Genomic DNA, 13,808 nt, shown 5'->3' with positions numbered 1-13,808 from the left:
GAAGCGGAACCGATCGGCGAATGGATCGGTGTGATGGCGATGCGACGTTTGTGCGAGTAGTGACCGCAGTAATTGCGTCGGCAACTATCTGGAGTGTGATCGGGTCACCGAGACGTCGAAACACCTGCTAGTGAACCGTCCTGGACCCGGTGGAGACTCGAGTTCAGGCCACCTCGGCCGCGATGGTCTGTTGATGGTAGAGGTGTTCGTATTCGACCGGTGGCCGATATCCGATCGCGGAATGTAGGCGCGCGGTGCTGTACCAGTGCACCCAGGACGCGGTTTCCCGCTCCAACTCAGCTCGACCGGAGTGGACCGGATTCCGGTCGATCAGCTCGGTTTTGTAGAGCCCGATCGCCGATTTCCATGAGCGCATTATCGAGCGCATCCCCAACCCTGCCTATGGATCCAGCGATACCCGAATCCCGCAATGCCTCGGTGAAGGCCAGTGACGTAATACTGCGACCCCGCATCGGAATGATGTATCAATCCCGTTGCAGTGAAACGGAAATCGGTTCTACGTCGGGTGAACAGCGCTTGTTCGAGCACCGAGGTCACCAACGGTGTCGTCTTCACCGACATCACCCGCCAGCCCAGGATCCGCCGCGAATACACGTCCACACAGAACGCGGTGTAGCAGAACCCGGCCAGAGTCCAACAGTAGGTGAAATCGGCGACCCACCACTGATCCGGACGACCATGCCCGCCCGATCAGGTCCGGATGCCGCGGCGCCGTCGCGGGACCGGGTTCGGTGGTCTTCGTGGTACGTCGCCCACACACGATTCCGTCGATCCCGGTCAACCGCATCAGCCGCGCTACTTGATCGCGGCCGATATCGTGGCCGGCCCGGCGGGCGGTGTGCCAGAGTTTGCGCACCCCGTACAGGCATCGGTTGCTGCGCCACAGATCGAACAACGCGTTCGCGTTATGGGCATCTGCCCAGGTGGCGTCGCTGATGCCGCGCTGATTGGCGGCGCAGTAGGTGGACGGGGCGATCTGCAGGCCGTGCTCGGTCAGCACACGGCAGATCGGGTCGTCTCCGAACTTGTCGTTGTGTTCGTCGATGTAGTCGACGATCACCGCAGTCGGCGGTCGACCTCCGCCGCCGCGAAAAACGCGCTCGCTGTCCGCAAAATCTCATTCGCCCTGCGTAATTCGACTACCTCACGCTGCAGAGCCTTCAACTCCTCGGACTCCGATTCCGCCTCGGCCGCAAGGCCGGTCTCGTTCTGCTCGGCGCGGGTGACCCAGTTCCGCAGGGTCGCCGGATTGATATCCAGCAACGTTCCCATGCCGGCGCGCGCCGGCAAGCAGGTGGATCAGGGCGGCCTCGGTATATGGGGGCGCGCGTGGACTACCCAGCACGCCGCCATCCGTGACACCAGATCACCCACACCGACCGGCGAAACGGCAACGATGCCGAGGATCTCGGTGGCCTTGGTGTCGATCCTGCGGGCGAGCCCCTCGATCTGCCTGTCGATCTCTTCTCGTTGGGTGTCGCTGCAATCGGTGCGTTGGTTGTGCCCATCGACCATGGCTGCGGCATACAGGAAAAACCAGACCGGAGGCCGAGTATCGATGTCGTGCGGTGGTCGGGGGATGAGCCGGTTCGACAGCCGCCGTACAGCACGAGTGAAACTGTCACCGAGCGACACGGTCCGTGCTCGGCAGGCATGCGTGCGGCGAACTGATCGGTCCAGCCCTGCGCGCTCGGCAGCCCGATCAGGTTCGGGTGCGGGGAGTCCACCTGTGGTGTCCTGTCGGGCATATCTGCCCCTTCCTTAGTGATATTGCTGTGCAGACGTGTACACCCGCCCAGGCTCGGACCCAGAAAGGATCCGGGGATGGCACACCACGTCCCAGCCACGAACGGGCGTCCACGGTGCCAACGATCCCGCTATCTTCGGGTCGGGTGAATACCGTTTCGAGTGCGGATCGAGTGCCATTCGTGTGCGGGTCCGCTCACGAACGGCACTCGAAATAGACACGCCCGCACCGTGGATCATGCGACTATCAAGGTGATGTCTGAACCCGGAACCAACCATCGGTTGCGAGCCGCCCGGCAGGCGATCGCCTCGCCCGTGACCGGTCATGTCATGTCTCGCGATGAGCTCGCAGAGGCTGCCAATGCGTGGGCTCATGCCCGAGGCATCTCGATGGATATGTCCGGCAACTATGTAGGCCGGTTGGAACGTGGCACGATGCGCTGGCCCAACGCCGACTACCGCAGCGCATTGCGAGCTGCACTGGGAGCGGAGACAGACGCCGCCCTGGGGTTCTTTCCCCCGGGCGGGTCCGCCGGTGTTTCGTCGATCGCTGGGCCTATCATCTCCGATACACACCACGTCGCCCGGGAACCGAGACTAGACGAGGACGACGACGATATGGAACGGCGACAATTGCTCATCGGTGGGGCTGCGGCTGGCCTTACCGCCATCACGCACTTTCCGGCCCGCATCAGCATGACTGACGCCGAACGTCTCGCCGAACGTGTGGACCACTATGTCCACGCTGAACAGCGGGTCGGTGTAGGCACGCTGGCGAGAGCGGCTCATGCCGACTTCAGGAACGCCGAGGAGATGATGCGGACCCACGACATCGCCAGTGCCGCAGAACCGGCTTTCGTTTCGGCGGTGGGCAATATGGCGGTGATGGCCGGCTGGTTGTACTACGACTCCGATAAGCAGGATGCCGCCACCGCCTGTTATCGCGACGCGTTGGCGATGGCCGCAGAGATCGGCGATGATGAATTGGCCGCCCACACCTGCCTGAACAAGGCTCTGCAGACCATCACACAGGCCGGACGCGGGAAAGCCAACCCCCGCTCTGCTCTGCAATCCACGCTGAGAGCCGCTGATCTCGCTCGTCCCAGGACCTCGGGGAGAATCCATGCCTTGATCGCCTCCCGGCAAGCGCTTGCCCATTCCTTGCTCGGCGATCGGTCAGCATTCGACCGCTCGATCGCGACCGCATGGCGGGAGATGGACCTCGCCTGCGATCGTGAACCTCTCAGCCAATGCCCTGATTGGCTGCAATTTATGTGCCACAACGAAGTTCGCTACCACGAGGCTTGCGGCAACGCGCACCTCGGCGATGCTTCCAAATCCACCGAGTTGTTCGAGCGAGTAGCTGCCGAACGCGCCGGACAACGCAACGCCGCCAACTACCGGGCTTGGTTCGCCCGCTCCCTCGCCCACGTCGGCAACATCACCGACGCAATTACCGAAGCCACCGATGTCATCGCCAGTCTCGCTGACGGTGTGTCCTCCAGCCGAACGCTGCGTGTGTTGGAGCCGGTTCGTATCGCGGCAAGCAAGCCGTATCATTCCGGCTTCCGGGAACGATACGATCAACTCTCGGTTCAAGCCTGATGGAGGTCCGATGGCAGAAAGCGTTTCTCTCCAGTCGTTTTCCGGTGAACAGGCCCGCGCGATCCGCAGCACGATCGCAGACGTGCAGGCCCGCAGTTACGTCGATGCCATCGCCACCGGTAGTCCATTCGAGTCCACAGAAGCGTTCATGGATCGGTTCGAGATCTACTCGGCCATACCGGGCTTCTCGTTGATCCTGGCCACCATCGACAACGAACCGGCCGGTCAGGCATTCGGCTGGCCACTTGCCGCCGACACAGCGTGGTGGACCGGCCTTGTCCTCGACCCAGGACAGCCCGCCCTCGCGGAGTTCGTCGCCGAGGATGGAAACAGGACATTCGCGCTCAGCGAACTCATGGTCGCTAAAACACTCACCGGCCGCGGCATCGCCAGCGCGCTCTACCAACGCCTTCTCGCGGAGTGCCCCGAGCAGCGGGTCACCTGGCTGGTGAATCCCACCAACGAGGCATATGCGATCTACCGGCACTGGGGAGCGCGTCGTGTCGGCACACTCCAGCCCACCTGGGACGGCGCCCCCCGCTTCGACGTGCTTATCGTCGACCTCCCACTTGCGATCTCATCCGACAGCTGAGGCCACCACGCCCCTGGCTGGGGTATCGCCGCCTCCACCTGCTTTGCGGTCAATTGACACCGGCAACAGTGCCGAAGGCTGACGGGTGCTGCGTGCGTAAGTAGTGCCAATTTCTGGCTGTCGTGGCAGAGAATGTGCTGCAGGTGCCCTACCACTCAAACGGGCGAGATGATCGCCTGCCGGGCGGTTCGCAGCTGAGTGTTGCTATCGACATCGTCTTGATCGTCACATTATTCACGTTGTGTACGTGGATATTTCGAGTGCGAACAGATGAGCGGACCCGCACACAACCGGCACTCGATCCGCACTCGAAACGGTATTCACCCGGTCCGGAGATAGCGGGATCGTTGGTGCCTAGGAAATCGGATCAGGGAAGGAGGAAGTCCATGCAGGAGCAGGCCGAGGCCATCGTGGAGGAGTACGAGCCCCCCGAGATCGAGACCAAGGAGATGATCAGCCGTCAGTGTCACTGACGGCGTAACCGGTCGGCCACCGTTCGGTGGCCGACCGGTTTTCCCCTTCAGGCCCGGACCGGGAGGACATCCACATGCTGGTGCTGTACATCGGGGATCACCATTTCTCCGGCTGGTCGATGCGCGGGTGCGTCGCGGTCGCCGAGAAATGTGTGCCCGTGACCGAACGGGTGGTCGAGCTGGACTGGCCGACCACCGAGAATGCTGACGGGGTGCTCGTCGTCGGTGATGCTATCGAGGAGCGGGAGGCGTATTTCGGATGCGAATGCGACCCGGTCGACTTGGCGGCATTGGACCGGGAAGGGATGGTGGCCGGTTCGATTGCGCAGATACTGCCGCGGGTACCGACCTTGGTTGACACCGACACTGAGGTTGTCGTGACCGATGTGCTGTCGATCGCCGAATACCTTGACGAGATCGCTCCGCAGTCGGGTGTCCGGTTGATGGGATCGACAGCACGGGAGCAGGCTCTGGTGCGGTCGATCTGTGGGTGGGCCTCCCACGACCTGGCCTCTCTGGCCCACGGAGCTTCTTACGCGAAGTCTCTGCGTCCGAACCACGGTGAGCCAGATGTGAAGGCGATCATCCAAGCTCGCTGGCTGTGCGATTCGGTCGCCGCCCTGCTGGATCGGTTCGGCGGACCGTTCGTGGTGGGGCCGTTCAGCTTGGCCGATGTGATGCTCTCGACCTATTTCCAGCAGATCCACGGCTGGCGCATCGGAATCGAGAACCCGGTGGTGGCCCGTTACAGCGCGCTGCTGCTGGCACGGTCGTCGGTGGCTGCGCACTTGGATCGAGCGCGCGCCGTCTACCGGGCGATCAACGAGGCGCAGCCGGGGTCGCCGGAATGGGTTGTGCGGCATTACCGCTTCCATCGCGGGGCACGGCTGCTGCACAACTGGCAGGCCGACCGTTGTGAGCGCTTGTGTAATGCCACTGCCGAGCAGGCAGTACAGCTGGCCTACCAGGGGATGAGCCTCGACGACATCACGCAGGCGCTGGCCGATGCCTACCGGGTGCCGATTGAGCGGGTCGGCGCAGACCTCGCTGCGCTATTCGCCCACCTCGCTCCTGCCTGAACACCCCGCCACGAAAACGAGGGGATCTCCCGATGACCGCATGTTTCTCTCAGAGCTTGATACGGCAGCTCCGTTACCGCCGCGACCTGGGGCTGTTGTTCGACCCGAAGTCCGGTGTATTCCATCGGCTTCGTAACACGGTCGCGGCGGAGATGGTCGAGCTGATGTTCTCCGGCGCCGACGATGCCGCTGTGATCGAGCAGATCGTGGCCCGCTATCACGTCGATCCAGCTCGGGTCGCCGCCGACGCGACCGCCTTGGTCGACACGCTCACGACCCCTGCTTCTGCCCCGATCGAGGGCAGGGTGCCGTTGCTGGATATCGACAAGAGGTTCGACACGAAACTCGACTTCCCGTTGCGGCTGGAGATCGAGCTCACCGCAGTCTGCAACTGGGCATGCGGGTTCTGCTACAACGTGTGGAAGATCGGCCCGGACATGACCGACACCGAAGTGCGGCGTGCGGTGAAGGTGTTGCCGGAGAAACACATTCCGACAGAGCTCGCGATGAGCATCATCGACGAGTGCGCCGAGCGCGGGTGTTTCGTGATGCGTTACAGCGGTGGCGAGACACTGCTGCATCCGGACGCGATGGAGATCTTCGAGCACGGTGGCCGCGCCGGGATGTATCAGGTCGTTTTCACCAATGGTCATTTCATCACCGCCGAGCGCGCCGCCCGGCTGGCCGCGGCGAATGTGCGGTGCGTGCTGGTGTCGATCCATGGTGATCGTGACACTCATAACCGGCTCACCGGCCACCCTCGCGCCTACGACAAGGCCATCGCGGCGATGCGGTCGCTGCAGGATGCAGGAATCAACGTGGTCGCCGAAATGACTCTAGTGAAGGGAAACCTCAATGGTGTGCTCGATGTTGTGCGCGATGTGTATTCCCTCGGGGTGCGTGAGTTCGGGGTGATGCGTTATGTGCCGACCGGCCGTCACGACGACCGCTACGGGATCCCTGTTTCGGTCACGATGCCGCTGGTCGAGCGCATCGACGAGGTGCTGCGCACCGAATGTCCAGGTATGACGGTGGCTTGGCCGTGCGCGCAGAAGCTGTGCACCTCCGATACCGACTCCCCGATACGGTCGGATGACCCGACGTTGGGGTTGCGGCTGTCACAGCTGGCAGGTCACTGCGAGTCCGGGATGGTGTGGGGCAGCGTCAGCTATGACGGGCGACTGCGTAATTGCCCGCACTCCAATACCTACTTCGGGTCGTTGCGCGAGCAGCCGATCACGCAGGCGTGGCCTGCGCTTACCGACGTGGTGCATGCCGCGGTCACGACCCGGCCCAGTTGTGCCGGGTGCGCGGTCGCCGACGCTTGCCGAGGCGGTTGTCACCTGCCTGCGTTCTTCACCTCCCCAGTGGCCACGTCGCTCGGAATTCCCTCTGTCGGACCACGATAGGATTTTCTGATGGCCAAGCCAGTTGCCCGAGTTGTGCGTACCTCTGATCCTGTGACCATGCAGGAGGCGATCCTGCGCCTGCAAACCTACTGGTCGCAGCGAGGTTGCCTGATCGGTCAGCCGTTCAATGCCGAAGTCGGCGCGGGCACCATGAACCCAGCCACTCTATTGTCGGTGTTGGGTCCGGAGAAGTGGAATGTCGCCTACGTCGAGCCATCGGTGCGACCTGATGACTCCCGCTACGGGGAGAATCCCAACCGGTTGCAAACACACACTCAGTTCCAGGTGATCCTCAAACCCGAACCCGGTAATCCGCAAGAGCTCTACCTGGGGTCGCTGGCTGCGCTCGGTATCGACCTCGACGCCCACGATGTGCGGTTCGTGGAGGACAACTGGGCACAGCCCGCTATCGGCGCGTGGGGCCTGGGCTGGGAAGTGTGGCTCGATGGCATGGAAATCACCCAGTTCACCTACTTCCAGCACGTCGCCGGCCAAAACCTCGACCCGATTCCGGTCGAGATCACTTACGGTCTCGAACGCATCCTGATGGCGATGCAGGGCGTCACGCATTTCAAGGACATCGTCTATGCGCCCGGTGTCACCTATGGAGAGGTGTTCGGCCAGTCCGAGTACGAGATGTCGCGCTACTACCTCGACGACGCCGACATCGACACCATCCGCAGCCTGCTCGCCGCGTACTCGTCCGAAGCCGATCGCATGATCGCCGCCGAGCTGCCCGTGCCCGCCCACATCCATGTCCTGAAGTCCTCACACGCGTTCAACATCCTGGACTCCCGTGGGGCGGTCAGCACGGCCGAGCGGGCGAAATGGTTCGGTGTGATGCGTAACCAATCCCGCGAAGTTGCCGCACTATGGACGCGGCTGCGTGAGCAGGCCGGCCACCCGCGTGGTATCGCGGACGTACCAGCCCTCGCCGAACCGGCAGTCGACCTCGCCGACATCGTTTCCAGGTCTGGCGCGCAGCTGGTGTTCGAGATCGGCACCGAGGAACTGCCCCCGCACGTGGTCGATGCGATGATCGACGCCGCCGAAACCGCGATGTGTGAGCGGCTGGCCGCGACCGCGTTGACGCACGGCCCGGTTCGCGTGGATGCGACGCCGCGCCGGATCACGGTGATGGTGGCCGACATCGTCGACCGGGAACCGGACAGTGTCGAGGTGCGGCGAGGCCCCAAAGTAGTTGCCGCCTACGACAGCGCGGGTAACCCAACACCCGCGCTGACCGGATTCCTGCGCGCCCACAACGCGAACCCTGATGCCGTCGAGATCGTCGAGCACCAGAATACCCAGTACGTCGCGATCAACAGCACCAAGAGGGGAAGACCCGCTGCCGTTGTGCTCACCGAGGCCTGCTCGCAGCTGGTGGCCGGTCTGCGGGCAGATCGGAACATGCGTTGGCGCGACCCTGCCCTGTCCTTCTCCCGGCCGATCCGCTGGCTCGTAGCTCTACTCGACGACGCCGTGCTGCCGGTCACCGCCGGCGCACTGGCCGCAGGCCGCGCTACCCGAGGCCAACGCCAGAGCACCGAACCGGAGGTCGACATCGCTTCCGCCCAGGACTACCCGAATGTCCTGGCTGGAGCCGGGATCGTCCTGGACCGTGATGCTCGCCGCGCACACGTCGTCACCAGCGCGACCGATCTCGCCGCCGCGCACGGCGGTGTGATCGACATCGACAGTGAGAGCGCGCTGATCGACGAGATCACCAACCTCGTCGAGAACCCGACCGGTGTCCTCGGCCGATTCGATCCGCGCTACCTCGACCTGCCAGACCAGATCACCACCACCGTCATGCGGAAACACCAGCGGTACCTGCCTGTCCTCGACCAGGAAGGCCGACTGCTGCCACTGTTCGTCACGATGGCAAACGGCGATTGTGACCCCGCCATCGTGTGCGCCGGCAACGAAACCGTCCTACGTGCCCGCCTCGAAGACGCCTCCTTCTTCTGGGCCGCCGATCTCACCATCACTCCCGACGCATTCCGCAACCGGCTGGCCGCATTGGTGTTCCACACCAAGCTCGGCAGTATGGCCGACCGCGCCGACCGCATCGCCGACGCTGCGGCCGTGCTCGGCGAACGCATCGGCATCAGCGGCGCCGACTCCGCGACCCTCATCCGGGCCGCCGCGCTGGCGAAGTTCGACCTCACCTCGCACATGGTGGTGGAGATGACCTCGCTGGCAGGCACGATGGCCCGCGAATACGCCACCAAAGCTGGTGAGCCCGCCGAGGTCGCCACCGCGCTGTGGGAGATGGAGTTGCCCCGCCATGGCGGCGACATCGTGCCACAAACCATCCCCGGCGCCGTGCTGGCGCTCGCTGATCGGTTCGACCTTCTGGTGGCCATGCTCGCCGTCGGCGCCAAACTCAGCGGTACCAGCGACCCCTACGGTCTGCGTCGGGCCGCGTCGGGCATCGTCACGATCCTGCGCAGCCGCCCCGAGCTGGAGCCGATCACCATCCCGACCGGACTCTGCACGGCCGCCGAGCAGCTACGGGCACAAGGTGTCACCGTAGACCCGGCGATCCTCGCCGACGCGGAAGAGCTGATCGCGGCCCGCTGGCACCAACGACTGCGTGACGAGGACATCGATCAGGTGCTCATCGGCGCAGTCCGACCAGCGGCGACCGCGCCTCACCGCGCCGACCAGCTCATCCGCGAGATCCTTGCCGCCTCGCGCGACGAAGATTTCGCCCGTCTGGTCGAGGGCCTCCAGAGGATCATGCGGATCCTACCCAGCGATGCGCCCAGCACCTACGACGTCGCTCGCCTCACCGGTACCGCCGAGCAACAGCTCCTCACCGCCCTCGACATGGTGCCGCCTGCTGATGGTGCAGTCCTACCGGACTGGGCCAGGAAGGCGACAGTGCTGATCGACCCTCTCGAACAATTCTTCGTCGACGTGCTGGTCATGGCCGACGACGCCGCAGACCGAGCAGCTCGGTTGGGCTTGCTCAGCACTGTTCTCGGCAAGGCACCAGCGGGGATCGAATGGAGAGAAGTTCATCAGCTACGACAGAAAGAGCTTGCCTAACTAACCCCTAACTGCCCGGATCATAGGTGGAATCCCTACATAGGTGATCGTAGGCGAATCTTCTGATAGAGGTAGCGAAAAGCGGCCCGTCAGAAAGGATCTGAAAGGCCGCCTAGGTGTGGACTAGCTAGCTGCCGGGCCGGTTGAACTCGCCATCACTGACACCAGCGGTGAACGCGTCCCATTCACCAGGAGTGAACACCAGCGCTGGGCCGGCGGGGTTCTTGGAGTCACGGACACCGACCAGTTCTCCGTCGAGATAAGCCACCTCCACACACGAGCCACTGGTCTCGCTGTAGCTGCTCTTAAACCAGTGAGCCCTAGGAAGGTCAACGGTCACGGTAATGCTCCCTTACTGTCTGCCTAAGCAGGTGTCGAGTGTCCACTTCGTCCAACGCGGTCCGCCGGATTTCACTAGCTAGTTCATGGTAGCGCTCCACGATTTCTTGCTTCTCTATGTATAGGTCACTACTCATCGACCCGTCTAAGTACACGACTGGGGGCTCAATGCGGGCGCCGCGATCGGTGCCGAAGTCGAGGATTACGAACGGGCTGGGTGGCTTCCCCCAGGTGCATCCGGCGTTGAATGGCTGCACTCGCAGGATGACGTTCGGACGTTTGCTGACCTCAGCTAGCGAGCTGAGCTGTGCGTCCATGACCTGAGGGCCACCGATGACTCGATGTAGAGCCGACTCGTGTAGCAAAACCTCCAGCCGTAGAGGGCTCCCTTTGCGGGTCACGATGACCTGACGTGCCATACGAGCCGTGACACGTTGCTCTGTCTCTTCACTGCGTCCCTCACCAAGGAAGGCGCCGATCAACCCACGTGCGTAGTCGGGGGTTTGTAGCAGGCCGGGAACCAGTTCTTGGAAAGTCACGAGACTACGTGCCGAACGCTCCATACCCGCGTACATGTTGAACGCATCGCTGAACATGCCGCCCAACGCTGTGATGCCATCGTCGTCGTTGCTGGCAGCTTGGATCGCCAGGTCTACCGTTCTCTCGGTCTCCTCTGGGTCCACCTCATACAGGTTGCACAACTCGCGAACGTCCTGTTTGCGGGGGTTCTTCGATCGGCCGGCCTCCAGGCGTTGGAGTGCAGCGGAGCTCAGCTGCACTTCGGCGGCAGCTATAACAATCGTCATGCCCGTAGCCTCGCGGCGATCGCGGAGAAACCGCCCGAGTTGGCGACGGAGCAGTGTTGGTGACTTGGCCATTCGGCGCTCCTGAAAAGTCAATCCGGTTGTGCGTGGTTTGTGAATCTGCTTGTGCTCTATGTCTGAAAGCATTTGTACCGCAACCGTGTGAATGGTCGTGGGGCTTTGGACGAGTTTCTGTGAATGTTCGTTTCTCCCCGTTCGGGGACAACCTCTGTGGTGTCCTAGGTGTGCGCCCGGTTGGGAGAGCAGAACCGTAACCCCCTCCACGAGAAGCACTCTCACCCCCGATACAGGCCACCGGGGCCGGGTCATACGACTAGTGCCGTAGACGAGATAGGGGCATACGCCATGAGGCACAACACGATTAGAGAACATCCATCTGGCCCGCTGCGGGTGGTGAAGCTGCCACCTGCCAGGCGAGTGATGCTGGCCGTGACTGTCCCCGCCACTCTGGGCCAGCACGTCAAGGTGAGGCTATGGGAGGCGCTCGGGACGCCCGCGCCCAGCTTCACAGCGGGATACCACGCCCACCGGCGTAGGTGGACATTTTTGGTGCGTAGCGCCCAGCTGCCGCGCCGACTAGTCGCCGAGATGCGGCAGCTGGGCGCTGTTATCTGGGACTATCTCGAGCCAGCTATGGCGCCGCGCGCGAGTGAACGCAAGGCATTACAACGCATCTCATCCGCACAACGCATCTCATCCGCACCACCCGCGGCCTTGATGCTGGACACAATCCGCGCGTCCGCCGGGGCGGCGTATGTATGACACAGGGTGCGAGCCGCTGTCGCCGCCCGGTGCGGATGTGTTGGTCCGGTTGGCTGCCGCGCTACGGACCATGCCAGACGACTACCCCGTGCTGCCCGCGGACGAGCCCGCCCGTTGGTTTCAACGTGACAACGGCCTATGGAGCCCGGTCTACCAGGACGGGCGTATCGGCCCCGAATTCACCTGGGCTCAAATGCTCGCTGCCCGTGGTGAAGATCTCGGTGACGCCTACGAGGCCCTCGCCGAAGCCGGGATCATCTGCGGACACGATTCGAGGTGGTGACATGCCGCTCACCGAGACTCAGGCAGAAGTCCTTGCCGCGCTGGCGAGGTGGTTTCCTGCGAGGTTGAGCGTGGCGCAGGTGTGCGCTATCACCGGCCTGGCGCCATCGACCGTGCGCGCGGCGCTGCGGACAGGCACCTACGACGCGCTAACAGCCAGTACGCACTACAGGCCGGCGCGGTGGTGGATTACCAACCGGGGCCGGTTGCTGGCCAGATCCCGCCTGTACCGCGAATTTCTCACCCACGACGCAACCACCACGACGGGCGGGCAGCCATGACTACGAAACCGACCGCGATCGGCTACCTGCGCCGCGATGTGTCCGGTATTCGTCAGGATTGGCACGAAATCCAGATGCGGAGTCTGGCGAAGCTCTTCGGTTACGACTTGGCGAAGACGGTGGTGTTCACGGAGAACACGACCGCTCGGATCGTGCGGTTGATGACTGTCGTGTGGCGCGTGGATGCTGCTGCTGTGATTGTGCCCAGTGTCGAGCATTTCGGTGCGGAGGTTCCTGTCGAGCTGGTGAAGCTCGCCGACGTGATCACCGTGGCGCCACGGCGCACCTATCAGCGGACGCCACCGAGCCCATTCGGGGCGTGAGACATATCTACGGATACCTGCCATGTGGAACGGGGGTGAAAGCGATGGCGGAGGCGCGCCGACCTTACGACAAGCGGCGGCGTGGGGGCCATATCCCCTCGTCCAGGTCACGTGCCCAGCGGGAGATGGTTTTGCGGTCGACCTCGAGCAACTCGGCGAGTCGGTCTATGTCCCCTCGCCGTCGTCGGTCCAGTAGTGCGGCCACGATGTCATCGAGCCGCTGCTGAGCGGCTCTAGCCTCGCGGATCGCTCCGGGGAGTTGATCCCACAACTCGGTATTGCTGGCCATGAGTCGATCGTGCCACAGCACGACTTATGCGCTACTAGTAGTCAAATGGGACTCTAAAGGACATACTGGAGATGTCCGGCCGGACTTTCCGATCTCCCTCAACGCACAGAGCATTCGTCATGCGTACACCCACAGCTAGCTCTAAAACTGACGGAGGTTGTTGACACTGTGGGCTCCTGATACGAAGGAGTCCCGTGCCCGAACGTGTATGGAGTGAGAAGGATCTGGTCCGGCGTGCGAACCGGCGCCTAGCGGTGCTTCGGCATGCCGAGGAGGTCAGCGGCAACGTGGCCGCGACCTGCCGCTACTACGGCATCAGCCGCAACATCTTCTACCGATGGAAGCGCCGCTAGAGCGTCCGCGACGCCGCGCCGGGTGGCACCGAGGACGCACTGAGCCTGGCGCGCGCAGCAGCGGACCTTCGCCGCCGCCATCGGGAAGCCGGTGGGCAGCGGAATCGGTCGGGTCGTGGGCGCCACCAGCGGCAGCCTTCGCTTCGAACTTCTTGCGGATCGCCACCGCCGACGGCAGAGTCCCCCAACCCGACAGGCGCTCAAGGTCTTTGGTGTCTCGTTTTGCTTGCGTCAGCCGCTCGGCATACTTTTTGGCTGCGGCACGCAGTGCTTCGCCGAGTTCGGGTTCCAGGCGTAGTTCACCGGAAACGGCTTGCTGGGCAAGCGCAGTCCAGTATCCGTGTTGGTCTGCGACCGGGTTGGTCATATCGAT

The 13,808-nt window shown here is 63.3% G+C and carries 16 protein-coding genes, 1 pseudogene and 1 other annotated feature; of the genes and pseudogenes, 10 read left to right on the top strand and 7 right to left on the bottom strand.

What is annotated here, in order from left to right; genetic code table 11:
* Nucleotides 1-163 precede the first annotated feature (163 nt).
* From K940_RS28090 to K940_RS32290, 3 genes and pseudogenes are all read right to left on the bottom strand, one after another.
* A pseudogene (locus K940_RS28090) lies at nt 164-1,305 on the bottom strand (IS3 family transposase); the annotation flags it as partial.
* Nucleotides 989-1,120: a sequence feature (AL1L pseudoknot), on the bottom strand. It overlaps the preceding pseudogene by 132 nt.
* Nucleotides 1,306-1,320: 15 nt before the next feature.
* Complete coding sequence (locus K940_RS0112835; protein WP_028477887.1) at nt 1,321-1,656, bottom strand: hypothetical protein; 336 nt, start codon at nt 1,654-1,656, stop codon at nt 1,321-1,323.
* A gap of 708 nt (nt 1,657-2,364) precedes the next feature.
* On the bottom strand, nt 2,365-2,556 hold the full coding sequence (locus tag K940_RS32290) for a hypothetical protein (RefSeq protein ID WP_155980837.1): 192 nt from the start codon (nt 2,554-2,556) through the stop codon (nt 2,365-2,367).
* A gap of 87 nt (nt 2,557-2,643) precedes the next feature.
* Here K940_RS32290 and K940_RS32285 point away from each other — a divergent pair, with 87 nt between their 5' ends.
* The 6 genes from K940_RS32285 to K940_RS0112805 all read left to right on the top strand — a co-directional run bounded on the left by K940_RS32285 (nt 2,644) and on the right by K940_RS0112805 (nt 9,982).
* The gene (locus tag K940_RS32285; protein WP_155980836.1) at nt 2,644-3,372 is read left to right on the top strand and encodes a hypothetical protein; all 729 of its coding nucleotides are present in this window, start codon (nt 2,644-2,646) and stop codon (nt 3,370-3,372) included.
* A 10-nt stretch (nt 3,373-3,382) separates the two neighbouring features.
* Entirely contained in the window at nt 3,383-3,964 is a 582-nt protein-coding gene (locus K940_RS28080) for a GNAT family N-acetyltransferase (RefSeq protein WP_036528458.1), read from the top strand.
* A 350-nt stretch (nt 3,965-4,314) separates the two neighbouring features.
* Nucleotides 4,315-4,437, top strand: coding sequence for a hypothetical protein (locus K940_RS33925; RefSeq protein ID WP_255342591.1), 123 nt, complete (start codon nt 4,315-4,317; stop codon nt 4,435-4,437).
* Between the two features lie 74 nt (nt 4,438-4,511).
* Nucleotides 4,512-5,516 carry a glutathione S-transferase family protein gene (locus K940_RS0112815; RefSeq protein ID WP_028477885.1) on the top strand — a complete coding sequence of 335 codons (1,005 nt, stop codon included), beginning with the start codon at nt 4,512-4,514 and terminating at the stop codon, nt 5,514-5,516.
* Nucleotides 5,517-5,548: 32 nt separating this feature from the next.
* Nucleotides 5,549-6,925 carry a PqqD family peptide modification chaperone gene (locus K940_RS0112810; protein ID WP_028477884.1) on the top strand — a complete coding sequence of 459 codons (1,377 nt, stop codon included), beginning with the start codon at nt 5,549-5,551 and terminating at the stop codon, nt 6,923-6,925.
* Nucleotides 6,926-6,934: 9 nt separating this feature from the next.
* Nucleotides 6,935-9,982 (top strand): glycine--tRNA ligase, encoded by a 3,048-nt coding sequence (locus K940_RS0112805; protein WP_051407144.1) that lies wholly within the window; start codon nt 6,935-6,937, stop codon nt 9,980-9,982.
* Nucleotides 9,983-10,109: 127 nt separating this feature from the next.
* Here the strand turns inward: K940_RS0112805 and K940_RS0112800 are convergent, their stop codons facing one another.
* Together K940_RS0112800 and K940_RS0112795 are read right to left on the bottom strand one after the other, a co-directional pair.
* Nucleotides 10,110-10,322 carry a DUF397 domain-containing protein gene (locus tag K940_RS0112800; RefSeq protein WP_028477882.1) on the bottom strand — a complete coding sequence of 71 codons (213 nt, stop codon included), beginning with the start codon at nt 10,320-10,322 and terminating at the stop codon, nt 10,110-10,112.
* Complete coding sequence (locus K940_RS0112795) at nt 10,312-11,199, bottom strand: helix-turn-helix transcriptional regulator (RefSeq protein WP_028477881.1); 888 nt, start codon at nt 11,197-11,199, stop codon at nt 10,312-10,314. Before K940_RS0112795 ends, K940_RS0112800 begins: the two co-directional genes overlap by 11 nt.
* A 700-nt stretch (nt 11,200-11,899) precedes the next feature.
* On the opposite strand from K940_RS0112795, the gene K940_RS0112785 reads away from it, so the two are divergent.
* The 3 genes from K940_RS0112785 to K940_RS0112775 are packed head-to-tail and all read left to right on the top strand — an operon-like array spanning nt 11,900 to nt 12,793.
* Nucleotides 11,900-12,190, top strand: a complete 291-nt coding sequence (locus K940_RS0112785; protein ID WP_028477879.1) for a hypothetical protein — start codon at nt 11,900-11,902, stop codon at nt 12,188-12,190.
* 1 nt (nt 12,191) lies between these two features.
* Nucleotides 12,192-12,470, top strand: coding sequence for a MarR family transcriptional regulator (locus tag K940_RS0112780; protein ID WP_028477878.1), 279 nt, complete (start codon nt 12,192-12,194; stop codon nt 12,468-12,470).
* Complete coding sequence (locus tag K940_RS0112775) at nt 12,467-12,793, top strand: hypothetical protein (protein WP_028477877.1); 327 nt, start codon at nt 12,467-12,469, stop codon at nt 12,791-12,793. Before K940_RS0112780 ends, K940_RS0112775 begins: the two co-directional genes overlap by 4 nt.
* A 64-nt stretch (nt 12,794-12,857) precedes the next feature.
* Here K940_RS0112775 and K940_RS0112770 read toward each other — a convergent pair whose 3' ends face one another.
* Nucleotides 12,858-13,082, bottom strand: coding sequence for a hypothetical protein (locus tag K940_RS0112770; protein WP_028477876.1), 225 nt, complete (start codon nt 13,080-13,082; stop codon nt 12,858-12,860).
* Nucleotides 13,083-13,276: 194 nt separating this feature from the next.
* Between K940_RS0112770 and K940_RS32990 the strand changes: the two genes are divergently transcribed.
* Entirely contained in the window at nt 13,277-13,435 is a 159-nt protein-coding gene (locus K940_RS32990; RefSeq protein ID WP_196812183.1) for a helix-turn-helix domain-containing protein, read from the top strand.
* On the opposite strand, the gene K940_RS28075 is transcribed toward K940_RS32990, so the two are convergent.
* Nucleotides 13,398-13,802, bottom strand: a complete 405-nt coding sequence (locus K940_RS28075) for a hypothetical protein (protein ID WP_051407143.1) — start codon at nt 13,800-13,802, stop codon at nt 13,398-13,400. The genes K940_RS32990 and K940_RS28075 overlap by 38 nt on opposite strands.
* Nucleotides 13,803-13,808: the final 6 nt, after the last annotated feature.

The sequence above is a fragment of the Nocardia sp. CNY236 genome (assembly GCF_000482385.1).
Taxonomy (GTDB): domain Bacteria; phylum Actinomycetota; class Actinomycetes; order Mycobacteriales; family Mycobacteriaceae; genus Nocardia.
The sequence above is the reverse complement of the archived record's forward strand: the minus strand, read 5'-3'. Positions and strand labels throughout refer to the sequence as shown.

Bases quoted from the DNA above. Each gene is read 5' to 3' on its own strand.
- K940_RS0112785 (WP_028477879.1), top strand. From the start codon at position 11,900: ATGTATGACACAGGGTGCGAGCCGCTGTCGCCGCCCGGTGCGGATGTG.
- K940_RS28075 (WP_051407143.1), bottom strand. From the start codon at position 13,802: ATGACCAACCCGGTCGCAGACCAACACGGATACTGGACTGCGCTTGCC.
- K940_RS0112770 (WP_028477876.1), bottom strand. From the start codon at position 13,082: ATGGCCAGCAATACCGAGTTGTGGGATCAACTCCCCGGAGCGATCCGC.
- K940_RS0112805 (WP_051407144.1), top strand. From the start codon at position 6,935: ATGGCCAAGCCAGTTGCCCGAGTTGTGCGTACCTCTGATCCTGTGACC.
- K940_RS28080 (WP_036528458.1), top strand. From the start codon at position 3,383: ATGGCAGAAAGCGTTTCTCTCCAGTCGTTTTCCGGTGAACAGGCCCGC.
- K940_RS0112780 (WP_028477878.1), top strand. From the start codon at position 12,192: ATGCCGCTCACCGAGACTCAGGCAGAAGTCCTTGCCGCGCTGGCGAGG.
- K940_RS32285 (WP_155980836.1), top strand. From the start codon at position 2,644: ATGGCGGTGATGGCCGGCTGGTTGTACTACGACTCCGATAAGCAGGAT.
- K940_RS0112775 (WP_028477877.1), top strand. From the start codon at position 12,467: ATGACTACGAAACCGACCGCGATCGGCTACCTGCGCCGCGATGTGTCC.
- K940_RS0112795 (WP_028477881.1), bottom strand. From the start codon at position 11,199: ATGGCCAAGTCACCAACACTGCTCCGTCGCCAACTCGGGCGGTTTCTC.
- K940_RS0112815 (WP_028477885.1), top strand. From the start codon at position 4,512: ATGCTGGTGCTGTACATCGGGGATCACCATTTCTCCGGCTGGTCGATG.
- K940_RS0112810 (WP_028477884.1), top strand. From the start codon at position 5,549: ATGACCGCATGTTTCTCTCAGAGCTTGATACGGCAGCTCCGTTACCGC.
- K940_RS32290 (WP_155980837.1), bottom strand. From the start codon at position 2,556: ATGAGCCGCTCTCGCCAGCGTGCCTACACCGACCCGCTGTTCAGCGTG.